The organism is Marinomonas algicola (assembly GCF_014805825.1).
Taxonomy (GTDB): Bacteria; Pseudomonadota; Gammaproteobacteria; order Pseudomonadales; family Marinomonadaceae; genus Marinomonas; species Marinomonas algicola.
The window spans coordinates 2,162,948-2,179,828 of the sequence record NZ_CP061941.1; the positions used below are offsets into that span (position 1 = coordinate 2,162,948).

Annotated in this window: 10 protein-coding genes; 4 read left to right on the forward strand and 6 right to left on the reverse strand. The window is 43.0% G+C overall.

The features are described from left to right. Positions 1-11 precede the first annotated feature (11 nt). Both IEZ33_RS09900 and IEZ33_RS09905 read right to left on the reverse strand, forming a co-directional pair. Positions 12-7,379, reverse strand: a complete 7,368-nt coding sequence (locus tag IEZ33_RS09900; RefSeq protein WP_191603472.1) for a DUF4347 domain-containing protein — start codon at positions 7,377-7,379, stop codon at positions 12-14. Positions 7,380-7,890: 511 nt separating this feature from the next. After that, positions 7,891-8,622: a substrate-binding periplasmic protein gene (locus IEZ33_RS09905; protein WP_191599937.1), complete on the reverse strand. Its 732-nt coding sequence runs from the start codon at positions 8,620-8,622 to the stop codon at positions 7,891-7,893. Positions 8,623-8,833: 211 nt separating this feature from the next. On the opposite strand from IEZ33_RS09905, the gene IEZ33_RS09910 reads away from it, so the two are divergent. After that, complete coding sequence (locus tag IEZ33_RS09910) at positions 8,834-9,784, forward strand: LysR family transcriptional regulator (protein WP_191599938.1); 951 nt, start codon at positions 8,834-8,836, stop codon at positions 9,782-9,784. On the opposite strand, the gene IEZ33_RS09915 is transcribed toward IEZ33_RS09910, so the two are convergent. After that, complete coding sequence (locus IEZ33_RS09915) at positions 9,777-10,673, reverse strand: phytanoyl-CoA dioxygenase family protein (RefSeq protein ID WP_240009496.1); 897 nt, start codon at positions 10,671-10,673, stop codon at positions 9,777-9,779. The two genes, IEZ33_RS09910 and IEZ33_RS09915, sit on opposite strands and share 8 nt — an antisense overlap. 130 nt (positions 10,674-10,803) lie before the next feature. Here IEZ33_RS09915 and IEZ33_RS09920 point away from each other — a divergent pair, with 130 nt between their 5' ends. Continuing rightward, positions 10,804-11,625 carry an apurinic/apyrimidinic endonuclease family protein gene (locus tag IEZ33_RS09920; protein WP_191599939.1) on the forward strand — a complete coding sequence of 274 codons (822 nt, stop codon included), beginning with the start codon at positions 10,804-10,806 and terminating at the stop codon, positions 11,623-11,625. A 79-nt stretch (positions 11,626-11,704) separates the two neighbouring features. Here the strand turns inward: IEZ33_RS09920 and IEZ33_RS09925 are convergent, their stop codons facing one another. Further along, on the reverse strand, positions 11,705-12,022 hold the full coding sequence (locus IEZ33_RS09925; protein ID WP_191599940.1) for a hypothetical protein: 318 nt from the start codon (positions 12,020-12,022) through the stop codon (positions 11,705-11,707). A 275-nt stretch (positions 12,023-12,297) separates the two neighbouring features. On the opposite strand from IEZ33_RS09925, the gene IEZ33_RS09930 reads away from it, so the two are divergent. Both IEZ33_RS09930 and IEZ33_RS09935 read left to right on the forward strand, forming a co-directional pair. Then, on the forward strand, positions 12,298-12,957 hold the full coding sequence (locus IEZ33_RS09930) for a DUF2959 domain-containing protein (protein ID WP_191599941.1): 660 nt from the start codon (positions 12,298-12,300) through the stop codon (positions 12,955-12,957). Between the two features lie 59 nt (positions 12,958-13,016). Further along, a complete protein-coding gene (locus IEZ33_RS09935; protein ID WP_191599942.1) occupies positions 13,017-14,654 on the forward strand; it encodes a methyl-accepting chemotaxis protein in 1,638 nt (545 codons plus the stop codon). Positions 14,655-14,734: 80 nt separating this feature from the next. Here IEZ33_RS09935 and IEZ33_RS09940 read toward each other — a convergent pair whose 3' ends face one another. Together IEZ33_RS09940 and modF are read right to left on the reverse strand one after the other, a co-directional pair. After that, positions 14,735-15,133 (reverse strand): MmcQ/YjbR family DNA-binding protein, encoded by a 399-nt coding sequence (locus IEZ33_RS09940; RefSeq protein WP_191599943.1) that lies wholly within the window; start codon positions 15,131-15,133, stop codon positions 14,735-14,737. 255 nt (positions 15,134-15,388) lie between these two features. Beyond that, positions 15,389-16,840: a molybdate ABC transporter ATP-binding protein ModF gene (gene modF / locus IEZ33_RS09945; protein WP_191599944.1), complete on the reverse strand. Its 1,452-nt coding sequence runs from the start codon at positions 16,838-16,840 to the stop codon at positions 15,389-15,391. Positions 16,841-16,881 lie beyond the last annotated feature (41 nt).

Here is a 16,881-nt window from a genome sequence, read left to right on the forward strand (position 1 = left end):
GACGTTGTGGTTTAAATCATCAGACCGTCGCCCACCACTTCCTCTTGATAGCTTGGCATCCCTGTTAAGAGCACAAAACCGTCTTCTCTCGATAGATTTGTATCCAGCCTTGACGTCCAGTAATCCACTTCAGTTTCGCTCAGCGGTGTCTCGATCACCGCGTTGGATACTTGCTCCACAAAGCTTCTATTATCCAATGCCCCCCATTTGGCTTGATATTGCTCTGATGCCATCAGCGCTTGAGCTTGACCAAACAGAGTGAGGCCACTTTCTTGATACTGACTTAATTCCTCTAAAGTAACGCTTTCTCCAGTCACCAGTTGTTTCAGGGCGGCAAGGTATTTCAGTGTGTAGGCGGATAAGTTTGTGGCGGCGAAGTTCTCAGTGGTGTCCGAGAAGGTAACCACTTCAACGCTGTTCAGGGTATCCGTTTCCACATAGGCTTTATCTGTATACACCAAGGTGATTTTGCCGTCAGAGGTTAAGAGAGTTTGGTAATCGGTGGAGGCTCTAAATTGCTGCGCTGTATCGATGCCGGTGCCACCGTTAAGGATGTCGCTGCCATGACCGCCAATCAGCGTATCGTTACCGTCACCGCCGTTGAGTATGTCTTCACCCGCGTCTGGCATTAAACCGCTTTCGGCTACATCCAGGGTCTGAGCCAATTGCAAATTACCACTGTTGTCAGCCATCAAGGCCGTTGACTTGCTGTTATCGACTAATTGCACTAACCAGGATTCAAGTGTTGTGCCGCTATTCATCTGGCTGACCGCACTGTTGATGTCTTGCTGGGTGACGTTATTGGCTCCCCACATGGCCTTCAGCAGGCCGCTGACTTGCGTTTGCACGTCGGTTTGATCGGTAAAACCTGACTTAGCTTGCCAAAAATCCAGTGCCAGAGCCGCTAATTGATCCACATTGTGTTGGCCCGATGCAAAATCATTTAACTCGGCAAGGGTCGGTCGCGCCCCAACCACGGCGGTATATAAAACGGCAATGGTTTTTAAACGCGCGACATCAGAGGCCAAGAAAGCATAGTCTTGGTTACCTTGAAGCACAAAGCCAGCTTGATCAAAGTTTGCGACGTTTGCTTGAGAGGTATCAACCGCAAGCGCTTCGCCTTCGATGATGTACACAGGTCGAGTATACCAATCGCCGGTGAATGACGCCGATACCGCGCCTAAATCAGAGAAGTCAGCATCATCAGGTGTGTAGGTGGTTTGCATTTTGCCATCGGCTGTTAGGCTAAAGGTGAATTCTCCTTTGCTTTGTTGGCCGCCTTGAAGTACGTCGTCACCGGTGCCGCCATTTAAGGTGTCGTTACCCGTGCCACCAACGACGGTATCGTTGCCCGCGTCCCCGAATAAGACATCGTCACCGCCTTTGGAGCCGATAAGATCATTGCCATCACCAGCGTGCAGTTCATCGTCTTCCGCACCGAGGATAATATCTTGGTTACCCGCGCCTGCGAAGACCACGTTTTTACCCGCACCACCGCGGACTTGAATACCGCTGCCCACGATAACAGCAAACTCTATGTCGCTGAGATCCAATACGGTGCCAGGCGACAGCTGACGGGCATCAATGACGAGCGCTTCTTCTTGTGTGGTATCTGAAGTACCTGATACCTTAATGGTTGTGCCACTGGAGCTTTGGTTTTGATCTAGTTCCAGTACCACTTCATTCACCCAAAGTTGGTTGCCTGCATCAGACGCTTCATTTAAAAAGGTTTGACCTTTTGCGAGTGCTTCGTCCTTGTCCGACCCTGCGGTTGAGAACTTATTGATTAGACTGACGAGATCGGTTTCTGCATTTTTGGTTTTGGCGGTATTGTTGGCTCTCGCTTTGATACCAACGCCTGTTGGTAAACTGACGGTGGTTACGACCACGTTACCTGCGTCATCAGAGAAATGCAGAGGCACATCGGCTGATTCTGACACTGGGTTTGTGTCTGAACGGTCTGCTGTCGTTGGGAAAACGGATATGACGTCAATTGTCTCCCCATTTTGATCTTCTTCTGTGGAAGAGCTAACAAATGCACCGTCAATCACAGTAGCGTTTGCTGGAGGTTGAGGCACCGTTGGTGTCGTTGGTGTTTCTGGTACAGGCGTTACGCCAAACGAAAAGGTATTCGGCGTTGTATCTATTGTATTCGCTTGACCGGAGTCATCAATCACACTAAAGGTGAAAGCATCATTACCAAACGCGGTAGGCGCATACACTAAATTGCCTAAATCGGCGAGATTTACTGTTTGTCCGTCGGTTACGGTGACGCCTGACAGTGTTAGTAGACCGTTGTCTAGCGACTGCACATCAATGCGTACGCCAGATAATCCGTCGTTTTCCACATCGGTTAGGGTAAAGTCAGAGGCGGCAAAGGTATGCGCTTGTAAGCCACTAATGGAAACGGACTTATCAGCCCCTTCGGGCGCATCATTCACGGCGGTAACATCAATGTTAATGGTTTGGGCCGTTATGGCGGTGTCATTGCTGTCTTTGGCATTCACCGTAAGAGTGGCTTGATCTTGCCCATTTACATTGGACGCGCCTGTGTATTGGATATGATTGGCGGTATCCAGATAGGTATTAATGTCCGCAGCCGACCCAGACAAGGTGATTTGAGTGCTACTGACTAAGGCCTCAGTAACGCCACGGCCGACACTCGCTCCATCAGCGGGTGCAGAGAAAGTGCCTGCGTCAATGTCTAAGGTGACCGTAATGGTTTCGCCATCCAGCTCAGCAAAGGTCAGCGCCGACAAATCCACATTGCTTACCGTGTCTTCTGTCACCGTAATGTCCGTCGGTGCATTTGATAAAGTTGGCGCGTCATCAACCGCCGTCACCTCAATCGTTCTCGTGTCACTTGATGTGCCTGAGCTGTTATCTGTTGCCGTGATAGTGACGGTGCGGTTGGCCGTTCCCGGGTTATCGGAAGTGTTGGAATAACGCAAAGACTGCAACACTTCTTGTACACCCTCATTAGTTGCATTCTCGTTAAACGTAATGGTTAACGGTGTTGTACCGTTGCTCATACTAACACCACCTTTAGACGCACCGAAAAAACCGATCTTGCTGTCATTAGCGTAAATAGTATTAGAGTTAGTGGTTATTGTAATGGCATCACCATCGGTATCTGACATGCTCAGTAGGTCCGCGGCTTCCGCATTTCCAGTAATTTGGGCGACTAAGGTGCCTTCGTTCCAGTTACTTTCAATGTCACTTAATGTCGCTGCCGAGTCGATTTGTACAGCCGAAGCATTTTCGGTATAGGGTAAATTCGTATCGGCTACCGAAAGATCAGGAGCGTCATTCACGCCATTGATGTCGATGTTGATGGTTTGGGCTGTCATGGCGGTGTCATTACTGTCTTTGGCATTTACCGTCAGAATGGCTTGATCTTGCCCACTTACATTGGCCGCGCTTGTGTATTGAATACGATTGGAGATATCCAAATAGGTATTGATGTCAGAAGCTGAGCCTTCTAGGGTAATTTGAGTGGGGCTGACTAAGACCTCAGTCACACCGCTGCCGACACTCGCTCCATCAGTGGGTGCGGAGAAAGTGCCTGAGTCAATGTCTAAAGTGACCGTAATGGTTTCGTCTTCTAGTTCTGAAAATGTCAACGCTGACAACTCAAGGCCAACAGTAACGTCTTCTGTAGCAGGAAGATCGGTTGGCGTATTGATAAGTGTAGGCGCATCGTCTACGGCCGACACCTCAATCGTTCTCGTGTCACTTGATGTACCTGAGTTGTTATCTGTTGTCGTGATAGTGACGGTGCGGTTCGTTGTCCCTGGGTTATCAGAGGTGTTGGAATAACGTAGAGATTGCAACACCTCTTGTACAGAATCATTGGTGGCGTCGTAATCAAATGTAATGGTTAATGCCGTCCCGTTGGTCACAGTACCGCCAGCCGCGCTGAGGTCGCCAATGTCGATGACGCCGGATCCGCTATTCGCAAAAATGTCGGTGCCGCTGACCGTAATTTCAAGGGAGTCGCCATCGGTATCTGAGATGCTGAGTACGTCTGCGGTTTCGGCATTTCCAGTAATTTGGGCGACTAAGGTGCCTTCGTTCCAGTTACTTTCAATGTCGTTTAATGTCGCTGCCGAGTCGATTTGTACGGCCGAAGCATTTTCGGTATAGGGTAAACTCGTATCGGCTACCAAAACATCAGGTGCGTCATTCACGCCACTGATGTCGATGTTAATGGTTTGGGCTGTCATGGCGGTGTCATTGCTGTCTTTGGCATTCACTGTCAAGGTGGCTTTATTGTTGCCACTTACATTGGACGCGCCTGTGTATTGGATATGATTCGCGGTATCCAGATAGGTATTAATGTCCGCAGCCGAACCAGACAAGGTGATTTGAGTGCTACTGACTAAGACCTCAGTAACCCCGCTGCCGACACTCGCTCCATCAGCGGGTGCAGAGAAAGTGCCTGCGTCAATGTCTAAGGTGACGGTAATGGATTCATCTTCCAGCTCAGCAAAGGTCAACGCCGACAAATCAACACTGCTTACCGTGTCTTCGGTGACAGTGACGTCATCAGGGGTATTATTCAAGGTTGGTGCATCATCCACAGCGATGACTTCAATAATACGAGAATCGTTATTTGTGCCACCGTCTTGATCCGTCACACTAATGGAAACGGTTCTATCTGATGTGTCTGGGTTTTCGGAAATAGTGCCATAAATAATGGACTGGAGTACCTCTTGAACGTTGTCATTGGTAGCCAGTTCGTTGAAAGTAATAGTCAGCGCTGAGTCGTCAAAAACAGCGCCATCAGATGCTTTAGATGCGTCTGACTTAGACGTAGATTCACTGATGGTACCGATCTCAAATGTACCAGAGCCTGTATCTGCTAAAACGCTTGATTTATCTAGTGTAATATAAATGTCATCTTCGTCTCGATCAAATATGACGAGGAAATCGGACTCGTTAGCGTTAGCGGTAATTTGAGCGACTAAAGTGCCTTTATTCCACGTTCCCTCTATATCAGACAGGGTAGCGGAAGGGCCTATATTAACGGCATTTGCCTCAAAATCCCCTTCGGTATAGGTTAGTTTACTGTCTTCAATCGATATTTCTGGTGCGTCATTCACGCCATTGATGTCGATGTTAATGGTTTTGGCTGTCATGGCGGTGTCATTGCTGTCTTTGGCATTCACTGTCAAGGTGGCTTTATTGTTGCCACTTACATTGGACGCGCCTGTGTATTGGATATGATTCGCGGTATCCAGATAGGTATTAATGTCCGCAGCCGACCCAGACAAGGTGATTTGAGTGCTACTGACTAAGGCCTCAGTAACGCCACTGCCGAAATTCGCTCCATCAGCGGGTGCAGAGAAAGCGCCTGCGTCAATGTCTAAGGTGACGGTAATGGATTCATCTTCCAGCTCAGCAAAGGTCAACGCCGACAAATCAACACTGCTTACCGTGTCTTCGGTGACAGTGACGTAATCAGGGGTATTATTCAAGGTTGGTGCATCGTCAACCGCCGCGACAGTAACCGTTGAAGCAATATCAAGTGTCACGGTATCCTCACCGCTGTTGGCTCTGCCGCCGTTGTCAGTAGCACTTACAATGCTCGCCGTCCGAGCACCTGAGGTCGGGTTCTCGTTTACATTACGGTAGGTTATTGTATTAATTAAGGAATTGGTTTCGGCCGGTGTCAGGCTCGCTCCAGTGATGGTTACCGTCGCTGTGCCATTATTTACGGAAACACTGTAATTGGCGGTGCCAATGGCGCCTGTATTGGTATCATTAAGTGCAATATCGACACCAAATACCGTCAGTATTTCATCCGAGCCTGTAGGCGTGCCGTCTGCTACATTAGAAACCGTAAATGTCGCGCCAGAAAAGGTTTGACTCGCTTCAATTGTTGAAGCATTTGCTCCTGAAAACAAGGTTACCGCTGAACCATCTTCGGTAAAGGTTGGGTCGCTGCCTGTTGCGGTTAGGGTTGGGGCTGTGTTGGCAGGTGCTATAGTCGTTACATCCAGCTTAGTGACTGTCGCTTGAGTGTTGGGTGTGCTTTCATCATCTTCCGCAACAACGTAGACATCGTAAGATGTGTTTGCCGTTAGCCCGACAACATTGAAAATATTAGAGAAGTCACCAGTCGACACCAGTGCATTGCCGGATTGAACCATAGTGACACCACCACGGCCTGCTTCAACAGTACCGTAGTCTATGCCTGCCTTTACCTCATCGACCGTCGGGGCTTGTGCGCCATCAGCAACGACAACGTAATAAATCTTACCGCCTTCATCAATGTCGGTTGTTAAATCAAACGTGGTCGTTGCGATGTTACTGGTTGATGGGCTGGTATCAAAGACTGGAGCCGTTGTATCGGGAGCTATTGTAAACTTGATATTATCGATCCCAAGGTACCAATCATCAGAGCCTTCGTAAGATACAGTAAGTGAGGTAACTTCAGACCAATCACTTGGATTAAGCCTGGCGATTTCACCGCTAAAACTGCTGCTATTGTCGGCTAAGTTCACTGGCGTACCACTATCCGGCGTAATCACGTAATTTTCGCCAGCATTAATGTCGTCAAATTCAGCAATATCAAATTCTGTTATATTCAAAGTTTCGGAGAAAACAAGAGTATACGTTTCAGAACTGGGGAGAACATTAGGATCCAGAAAACCATAAGTGGTACCAACTAAATTTTCGCCATCCGACCGAGTGGCTGTGCTCGTAAACGAGGTGATGCCGTCAGTATCAGGATAGACTATAGTTGGAGTGTTTGAGCTATTGTGAATAGCAAAGCCAATAATATCTGGATCACTATCGCCGAGGAAGCCCGTAAACCCACTTAACAAGTCTTTTGATAAGCTAGTAGCCTCGATAGTACCAGACCGATTCTCCAATACCCAATCCCCACCCAGCACAGCCGAGCCAGTTAAGTCATCGGACGCCGCTACATCGGCCTGCGTTGCTTTGGCGAAAGCAGTAACAAAATCTTGTCCTTCGCCACTGGCGACGTCACAGCCGTAAAGCAGTATATCGCCGTCTTCAGTTAACGAGTCGCCTAGCTGAGCCAAATCGCTACTGCGGGACTCTATTGTGTTGGTATCTAAGTTCAAGCCCCCGAGATTCAGCGAGCCTTCACTACCATGGGAGATAAGATGAATGGCATCAAAATCAGTATGCGTTGCAGCCCACAATGCCATTTGAGCGAGGCCGTCTTGAGTTGAGTCTAGTAGAACGACTCCCACTCCAGCATTCACTCCATCGATAAGAGTTTGATAATCGCTGACATTATCTTCAATAAAGACCACTTCTTTTTTGTTCTTGTTTTGTGCTGGGTCTACTGCTTGAATTTTAGTCGGTGCTGTAACAAAAGAAGATTGAGAAGTGATGCGCATATGGGCTCCATGGTTTATAAGTATAAATAGTTAAAAAATTATCCCTTCATCACTGTTGGGGCTTGATTATCTAGAGTTGAGTATACTGAAATAGTTCATGTAATTAACCACTTTAATAGATTGCGCTAGACTAAAAACCAAGATGTAAATCAATACCTCTTTCAGTTGCCACGATTATCTAGCTTGAAGAATTCATGTCAGCCTAAATCATATAAGTTAGTCAGTGATGACGATTTGTTGTCCACTAGAATAGATCATCCTAGAAAAAATGATGTCTAGTTGTACTTTATTTTAGAGATGAAAACATCATAAATTGTTATCGAGACACACAAAACGTACATAGGGATAAACATGTCAGACTTGAGATCGACAATTTCGATGATAATTACCTCGACTGTAAAAATAAATTCCGACTTACACAATAAAGTTAGGTTACGCTTTTTTCAATATTGATCAGATTTTTTAAACTCATTCCTATCTAATAAATAAACTCTTGACAAGGAACGCCATACTAATTGGTAAATGAAGACAGAATTTCTTTATATCTCCCAGACGCTTTTAGCCTTCGTATTCCACGATCAAACGCGTCGGCAAGCTCTTGTCCGTCCTGAGTCTGTTTGGAGAATAATACATGCATACCACCCTCTTTTATCACTTTAGGATGCGTTGTAAAAAGGGTTGCTTCTTCAGGCGAAAACAGTGATTTGATAACTTCGTAGCCAACCAGAGACCCAGATGGATAAGCGTCAATTCTTCCTGCCATCAGCATTTTAAAGTTAAAACGCTCGTCAGTTGTTACAAAGACGTTTACACCATTTTCTTCGAGCAATGTAGTATCATAATAGCCTACCGTGCCTCCGACTTGGTAGGCCTTTAAGTCATCATATGTTTCCCACTGAAAATCTGTACTTTTCAAGTGAAAAAAAACTTGCTTCTCTCGAAATAGCGCCTCTTTAGAAAGGATAAATTGTTTTTCTCTTTGTTGCGTTTTATACCAAGGGAAAGTTCCGTCAACATTACCGAGATTAACGCTTGAGAACCCCCTTTTCCAAGGGTGGTATTCAAAGCGTACAGAGTATCCTTGATTATGAAATGATTCTTCTACAAGGACTTCAGCAAGGTACTCCTTTGTGTGATCCTCAGAAGTATAGGGCGGCCACTCCCCTATGTAAAAAGTAACTGTATTTTTTGCCATTAACGCTGACGGAATAAAAAACATCCATAAAAAAATCAAAGACTTCATAAAACATTACTCCTGTTATTCATTCCATATTGGTAATCTGATGAATATTGGATAACCCCATGATTTTCACCATTCATTGCTTAAGATTAGTACGAAACGGGTAATTTAAAAAGCGCCATTTATTTACAGAGAAAGCTAAGTTAGGAATCTACATCATTGAAATTTGTTATACTGAAGGTTCAAATAATAGTGAATATCACAAAGGAACACGATGGACTTTGCAAAACTATCTCGAGTAAACATTAACCTTTTAATTACCTTAAAAGCACTGTTAAAAGAACGGAGCGCCTCTCAGGCGGCGGATAGATTGAATTTAAGCCAATCCAGTATTAGTAAAAACTTATCTCAATTACGATATATTTTTAAAGACCCACTCTTCCATAGAACATCTCACGGCTTGACTCCGACGGCTTTTGCGCTCTCAATCGAACCGAAGCTGTCTATCGCCATTGACGCTATTGAATCGCTTTTCACTCAAAGCCGATTCCTTTTAGCCGAATATAAAGGGACTTTTCGCCTTTCTATGCAAGAAAGTGCGTTTGAATTTATTACTGCGAAATTGTTAAATAACCTGCTTATTCATGCCCCTGGAGTACGTCTAGATACTTGGTTCAAAGATACCTTAAGTTTAGAACACCTCAATCAAGGGTTATTGGATTTTGTGATTCTTCCACATGATATCGGTCAAACACCGAACCTAGGTAATTATTTAAACAGCTATGAACTCTATCGAGATCATTTGGTCTGCTTAGTAAATGGTAAACACCCTGCTTTAATGCAAGCATGGAATCAAGAAAGTTACCTCAACTGTAGACACATACATGTAAGAGACAATGAGTTAGGGACCCCAATATTCGACCAAACGCTCGCAAAACGAGGCTTGGAAAGAGACATTGCCGTACAAGTACCTGATTTTCATTCGGCATCAAGTTTGTGCAGTCAATCAGATTTGGTTTTTACCACATCGTCAACCTGGGCCGCATACAGCTGCAAAGTACGTGACCTTATTGAACTTCCCATGCCTCTTCCTAGTTCAGAGGTAGTTTACTCTCTTATTTGGCATCAACGAAGTGAATCAGATAAAGCTCATACTTGGCTTAAAGAACAAATTATACAAGCTGCGTATAAGCTTTCTCCGGAACAAGTAAGAGCGCTTAATTAAAGCCCCGTAAAGGTAAGTTAACAGACTGCAGCCAATTCTCTTTAGCATACTCTGTTGAGCCATCGGTAACATGTAACGTATACGCTTGACGAGACTTATTAGAACGGTTTGGTGCGCTGTAGTGCGGTAGGTAGCCATGGAACACAATTAAACTACCAGCCTTTACTTCAACAGGTGTTCCACTGATTTCATTCGGCCAAGGCATATCATCTAATTTTTCCATGTTAGTCACATCACCGTCACGATTAAAACGTTCTCTTAACGGACCTTTGTGACCTTCATTTTCAACCCATAAACACCCATTTTCTAGAGTCGCATCCTCCATCGCAAACCAGAATGTCACCACACTTTGGGGGGTTGTATAGAAAAAGCTGGCATCTTGATGCCAATTGACTTCTCCACCAATTTTAGGCTGTTTAAAGATATACATCGACTGTCTAATTTGAGGTGTTGTCAGCCCTATTGCTTGAGCAATATCGCCCAGAACAGGTAAATGGCTAAAACGTTCAAAAACAGGGTCTAGTTCATGCAAAGCATGCCCAATTTTATTGATGCAAAGCTCACGTGCTTGATTTAATTCTCCTGTTTCACTAAAGGCTTCCTCTTCAAAAAAACATCTGATTTCTTCGGCTGAGTCTAGAAAGAAATCATTGCCCGTTCTATCATTATCTTTTGTAGTAAAGATATGATCTTTGGAACCATCATCCCATTCTCTAATGATTTTATCCGCTCTAGCAATTACTTTGCCGATTTCATTGGCATCAAACAACTCATCTAAAACTAAATACCCCGTTGAATGATATTGCTGAACTTGCTCTTTTGTTAACATATAAAACCCTTCTGAAATAAAGCTATTGAACACATTAAGTTCAGATACTATAAATAACACCTTATCTTTCTCATAATGAATATTTATAAAAATATTTTTTCCAATAACGAATATCAGCTTGTATTAGGAAGTATCATGCGTATTCTTACCCCCAATTTTACTTACGTTATAAATAGTTTTAGAGGCTTATATGAAATTACACTTTCACAAATCATTCTGGGAAACGAACTGCCGTAATGAAGACGATTTAATTAGTCTAACAAGACAAGTGCATAAAGAAGGTTATCATGGCACTGAGTTATTTTTACCTTTTTACCCTCTTTCACCTGAGCTAACGCTTAACGTACATGAACGACTCGGTTTAGACATTATTGTTGGTGTTGCAACGCAAGGGGATACACCTACAGAACATTTAAAAAGCTATAAAGACCAACTAGACTATGCTCGTAAGTTCAGCCCTAAACTGATCAATAGCCATACCGGAAGAGACATATTTAGTCTTGAGGAGAACCTGGCTCTTTATGATTTAGCAAGTGAGTTTCAATCTAAATATGGTATTACCATAGTGCATGAAACACATAGATTTAGACCTACGTTTAGTACTTTATCAACGGAAACTATTTTGCAATCGCGCATCAAGCTGCCATTAAACTTAGATGTTAGCCACTGGATGGTTGTTCATGAATCCGATTTAAGCGATCAAGTTGAAAGAGTGAATAGTATTTTAAACAATGTACATCATATCCATGCTCGCGTGGGTTACGAAGAAGGCCCTCAAATAACGGATCCAAGCGACCCAATTTGGAAAGCACACTTGGAAAATCATACTCGCATTTGGCAACAAGTCATTAATAATGCTAAACGAAACAATCAGCCCTCTTTTAGTATAACGCCAGAATTTGGACCCTTTCCTTACGCACATACAATGCCAAAAACACAGTCGCATCTAACGGATATTTGGCAGGCCAATTTATATATGAAAAATTATCTACAAAACAACTTAACCCTGTAAAAAAATGGATAACGACTCTGATCAAAATCATGAAAATTTGAACCTAATCAGGGTCGTTAAAGAGTTTCTTAGAAAAATTCTAATGACTGGGTTTATCTAAATTCACTGATTTGAACAATTCATAAAGACCATAAACAATCAATAACGCATACATTCCAGTGACAAAGTAATCCGTTCCTGACACACTAGAAAGAATGACATTTACCACTGCCCCCGTGGTAAATGCTATCCATAAATATACGGTAAGGCGCGATACAATTAAAACAGACAATAAAAGAAAAGGAATGCCTACTAATAAAATAAAAAGCTGACCTATCATCACACCATTTACCGATGCAATCGTCATTGCAATAAACAAAATCCATTGGTCTGGCTCTTTAAACACTTGCCGTGACATAATTTTCTCACTTAGTTCGTTAATCCAAAATTAAAGTAGACTATTTTATCGATCCGTTTACTGAGGCTCAGTTTTTTGACTATCATCGCATAATAAAGTCGCACGGTATCGAACCTAAAGCTCTTTTTATCTTTATACAAGATCCAACCTTTGTCCAATTAAAACATCAACACGATTTCCGTCTAGATAAGAAAACAGAGCCAGACTAATTCTCTTTGAAGTGCTAGAATTGTTAGCAACGTCCATATACAGATTGTCATAAAATAGGATTTTCAATGAAAAAGCGTACTTTACTAAAGGCGTCAACCATTGCATTCACTTTAGCACTAACGACTGGTTGTCAAACGGCTTATTATTCAGCAATGGAATCCGTCGGTATCCACAAGCGAGATATTCTTGTAGATCGGGTGGAAGAGACGAAAGAGGCTCAAGAATCCTCTCAGGAAGAGTTTCAATCTGCCTTAGAAAGGCTTACCACCCTAGTAAACTTTAATGGCGGTGAATTGAAAGAGGTCTACAATCAACTTAATGATGACTACCAGTCAAGCTTAGATGCGGCAAATGATGTCACAAATAACATCAATAAAGTAGAAAGTGTCGCTGAGGCTTTATTTGCAGAATGGACAGATGAATTAGAGCTTTATAAAAATGCCTCTCTTAAACGTGAGAGCGCAAAGAAACTGGCATCAACAAAACGACAATTTATCCAATTACTTCGTTCAATGCGCAGCTCAGAAGAAAAAATGCAGCCCGTATTATCTTCATTGCAAGATAATGTTCTGTATTTAAAGCACAATCTTAATTCTCAAGCTGTAACAGCAATAAAGGGAGAGTTCTCAAGTTTAAAGAACGACATCCAAGTTCTATTGAATGATATGAATAAATCGATATCCGAATCAAATAAATTCATTGCTGAGATGCAGAAAAACGGATGAGAGTATTTAAAATATCTACAAAGCCAGCATGTTAAAACTCGAATTACAGGGGCCCTCTTATGACCAACGCTTTACGTAAAGTCTCAATCAATTATAGGCTGCTTAGTCTAGTCGTTTTCTTTTCTTTTGGCTTATTCGTCACCGGTTACTTTTCTCTCAGCATTAGTAAGCAAGCCATACTTGATGCAAAATACGCTCAAACAAAACATGTTGTTGAAACGGCCATGGGAGTCATTGAGCATTTCCATGAATTGGAAGAATCTGGAGCACTAAATAAGGAACAAGCTCAATATTATGCGATGAATACCATTAAGGGTACACGTTATTCTGGCTCGGAATACTTTTGGATCAACGACTACAATGCAACCATGATTATGCATTCTGTAAATCCAGCCCTAGATGGTAAATATTTAAGAGACTTAGAAGATGCAAAAGGCAGAAAGTTTTTTGAAGAAATGGTGCGCATTGTTAAGAAAAGCAACGCTGGTTTTGTGGAGTATTTGTGGCCTAAAGCAAACAGCAAAGAGCCTATCGAAAAAATATCATATGTTAAAGGATTTAAGGAATGGGATTGGATTCTCGGATCAGGCATTTACTTAGACGATGTAGATGAGCAATTTATGAGCAAAGCGATTGAAATGACCGCAATTAACTCAATCTTTGTTCTGGCTGGTTTGCTGATTTCTTATATCATAGTTGGATCAATTTTAAGGCCTCTCGGAGAAGTACAGACAGCCCTTCAAAATATTGCCGATGGTGACGGTGACCTAAGCAGACGCTTACCTGTCTCAGGTAACGACAAAATCACAAAAATTGCCATTTCATACAATACGTTTATTGATCGCTTATCCAATACACTTTCAGAAGCCATCTTATTAAACAAAGAAGTTGAAGTACAAAGTCAAAACCTCAAAGTAGTCTCTCACTCTACACAACAAATCACTCAAGAACGCGAAAGTATGTTTTTAGAAATGGAGAAAACCATTGAAGAAGTGGACGGCTTTAAAGGGCAAGTGACCGAAAGCACACGATCTACTTTGTCTTCAGCCCAAGTCACAGTCGATAAAACAAATACTGGACAAGAATCTATTAAACAAACCGTTCAATCTCTTGACCACCTTTCCCATGAATTAGAATCAGGGTTAAAAACCGTTGTACAACTTGCCGAGCAGTCTCAAACAATTGGTTCTGTTCTTGATGTTATTAGTGCAATAGCGGAGCAAACCAACTTACTTGCGCTTAATGCCGCTATTGAAGCCGCACGTGCCGGTGAGCAAGGCCGCGGTTTCGCTGTTGTAGCGGATGAAGTTAGAGGGTTAGCAAGCCGAACTCAAGCGTCAACCGATGAAATTCAAGCAATGATTAGCAAACTCCAAAATGGGGCAAAACAAGCTGAAGAGCGTATCACAGAAAGCCATAAACAATCGCAAAAAACAACGGAGGAAATTGCTCTGACGACACAATACTTACAGGAAATAGCCGCTTCTGTTGAAGACATTACACAAGCCAGTAGCACAGTGTTAGAAAATGTGAACAGACAAAGCGATGCCGTTCAAAGACTCAACAACCTCAATCAAAAAGTAGCTGAATTATCAGGGAAAGTCAGTGCGCAGATCACTCAAAATAGTGACACCAGCGACGCGCTAGCAGAAACCTCAAAGCAGACGCAAAAAGTCATGTCCACTTTTAAACTCTAAAAATAAAACTTATTTTGCAAGCTATCAAACGGCAAAACACATAAGTCAGCGTTCAAACTGGCTTATGTGTTTTTCATTAATTAATGTTTTTTAATGTCACCTTGATAAATAAGTGGCTTACCATATCGTACTTCTAACCCTTCTCTGATCGATTTTTTTAACCCTTTGACGACTAACGCATAGGAGTGATCAATCAAACGTTCAAGTTCTCCCATTGGCAATTCACCGTCTAAAAAGATCGAATTCCAATGACGCTTATTCATATGATAAGCAGGAAAAACTTCTTCAAAAATGCCTCTTAATTCGATCGCGTGGTCTGGATTGCATTTCAAATTCACCAATGGGCGTCCTTGATAGCGACTCAATAAAGCAAACATTTTCCCTTGAACTTTAAACACCGCGATACTTTCATCAAATGGATAACACTCTTCCGCTTCAGGTTTGAACAACAAATACGACTTTACTATTTTAACGTCCACGCTGTTCCTCTCACATATAGAATGAAATGGCTGACCAGTGCCGTTTTACAGTTAACTTTTATCGTAACCATAAGCTTTAGCTTGATGTTATCGACTTACCTCAGTAAATTAATAGCAACACTCTTAACATTTTTGCAAGGTTTCTTATACGATTTTAACCCAGCGAACAAAAATGCAACAACGACGTAAGCCAAGCAGAGCCCCTTCACTTGGATTAAAATGCGCTCCATCAGTGGAAAGGCCATAAATACAAAGCTAGCGCTTTATCAACCCCAAGTGGTTTTCTATTCCTTTGATCTTATCTTCCGCGTGGTGGTTCACATAAAGCACGGTGGTTTCTGAGCCTTGGCAGATTTTTTCAATTAACGCTAAAACCAGCTGTCGGTTCATGTCATCCAGGCCGAGGCAGGGCTCATCTAGTATCAACAACGGAGGGTGTTTCACCATGGCACGAGCGATAAGCAATAAACGTTGGTCGCCGTAGGAGAGTTTATTAAATGGCTGGTCAGCGCGATCTTTCATCCCAAGCAACGTGAGCCATTGGTCAGCGATCTTCTTTTGATTGTCGGATGATTTGCTGTACATGCCAATGCTGTCGTAAAAGCCCGAAATAATGACGTTTTTACAACTGGTGCTGACACGATATTCCCATTGCAAGGCCGTCGAAACGTAACCAATAAATTGCTTAATTTGCCAGATGCTTTCGCCCTTCCCGCGCTGGAATCCGAAGACAAAAATGTCATTGGTATAGCACTGAGGGTGGTCGCCAGTGATCAGAGACAAGACGCCTGTTTTACCACTGCCGTTTGGGCCGCTGAGCTGCCAATGCTGGTTGGGGTGAATCGTCCAGTCGAGTTTATCGACAATCACGGTATCGCCGTATTGAATCGTTGCTTGATTAAGTTTTACTAAGGGTTGGGTTGAGTCAAGTGCTGGCAATGCTGTCGCTGAATCGGCTTCTGGAATGCTTAGCTCTGTGGTTTTTAAATGCAACAATTGATATAGCTCATTAAATGCGGCCTTGTCTTTTCGATCAATCGTTAGAGCCAAACGACCTATATTCGAATTGTTATTAGTATTATCTTTATCTAAATACGCCACATTCGTAATAAAATCTGGCATTTCATCAAAGCGATTCAGCACCAATACCATTGGTGTTGTATCTATGATAGATGAAAGGTGTTCTTGTAACATCGATAAAGTATCAACATCTAACCCATCAAAAGGCTCATCTAAGATAAGCAATTCTGGCTTACTAGAAAGTGCCCGGATCAACATAACCTTTCGGGTTTCTCCAGTAGAAAGCTTACGAAAGGCACGGTCAAGTAATTGACTAATACCGAATTTTTCTACTAACGATTTGGCAAGTTGAGGATCCTCACAATGCTCAAAAATCATCTCATGAACCGGCGTACCGAGAGAGATAACGTCCATGATATCGGCATCGTCTTTTTTTAGCTCTTTTGCAATCAATTCCGCTTGAGCCTCAAAAGATACCAACCCAACTTTCTTAGGTAGGTTCGTAAGCGAACCTTGTTCAATGTCACCAACGCCGGCTAGCACGGCCGCTAAAGCAGACTTACCTGAGCCATTAGTGCCCGTTATGACCCAATGCTGCTGTTTCTCTAGGGTCCAATCAATCTCGCTCAGCGTAAAGCGATCATCAAAGTTAACAGTAACCTTGTTTAAGCTAATTGCCTTGTCCATAAAATGACATCTCAACCAATATAATATTAAAGAAAAAGCCG

Coding starts and splice junctions, on each gene's coding strand:
- IEZ33_RS09935 (WP_191599942.1), top strand. CDS start 13,017: ATGACCAACGCTTTACGTAAAGTCTCAATCAATTATAGGCTGCTTAGT.
- IEZ33_RS09925 (WP_191599940.1), bottom strand. CDS start 12,022: ATGTCACGGCAAGTGTTTAAAGAGCCAGACCAATGGATTTTGTTTATT.
- IEZ33_RS09930 (WP_191599941.1), top strand. CDS start 12,298: ATGAAAAAGCGTACTTTACTAAAGGCGTCAACCATTGCATTCACTTTA.
- IEZ33_RS09900 (WP_191603472.1), bottom strand. CDS start 7,379: ATGCGCATCACTTCTCAATCTTCTTTTGTTACAGCACCGACTAAAATT.
- IEZ33_RS09905 (WP_191599937.1), bottom strand. CDS start 8,622: ATGAAGTCTTTGATTTTTTTATGGATGTTTTTTATTCCGTCAGCGTTA.
- modF (WP_191599944.1), bottom strand. CDS start 16,840: ATGGACAAGGCAATTAGCTTAAACAAGGTTACTGTTAACTTTGATGAT.
- IEZ33_RS09910 (WP_191599938.1), top strand. CDS start 8,834: ATGGACTTTGCAAAACTATCTCGAGTAAACATTAACCTTTTAATTACC.
- IEZ33_RS09920 (WP_191599939.1), top strand. CDS start 10,804: ATGAAATTACACTTTCACAAATCATTCTGGGAAACGAACTGCCGTAAT.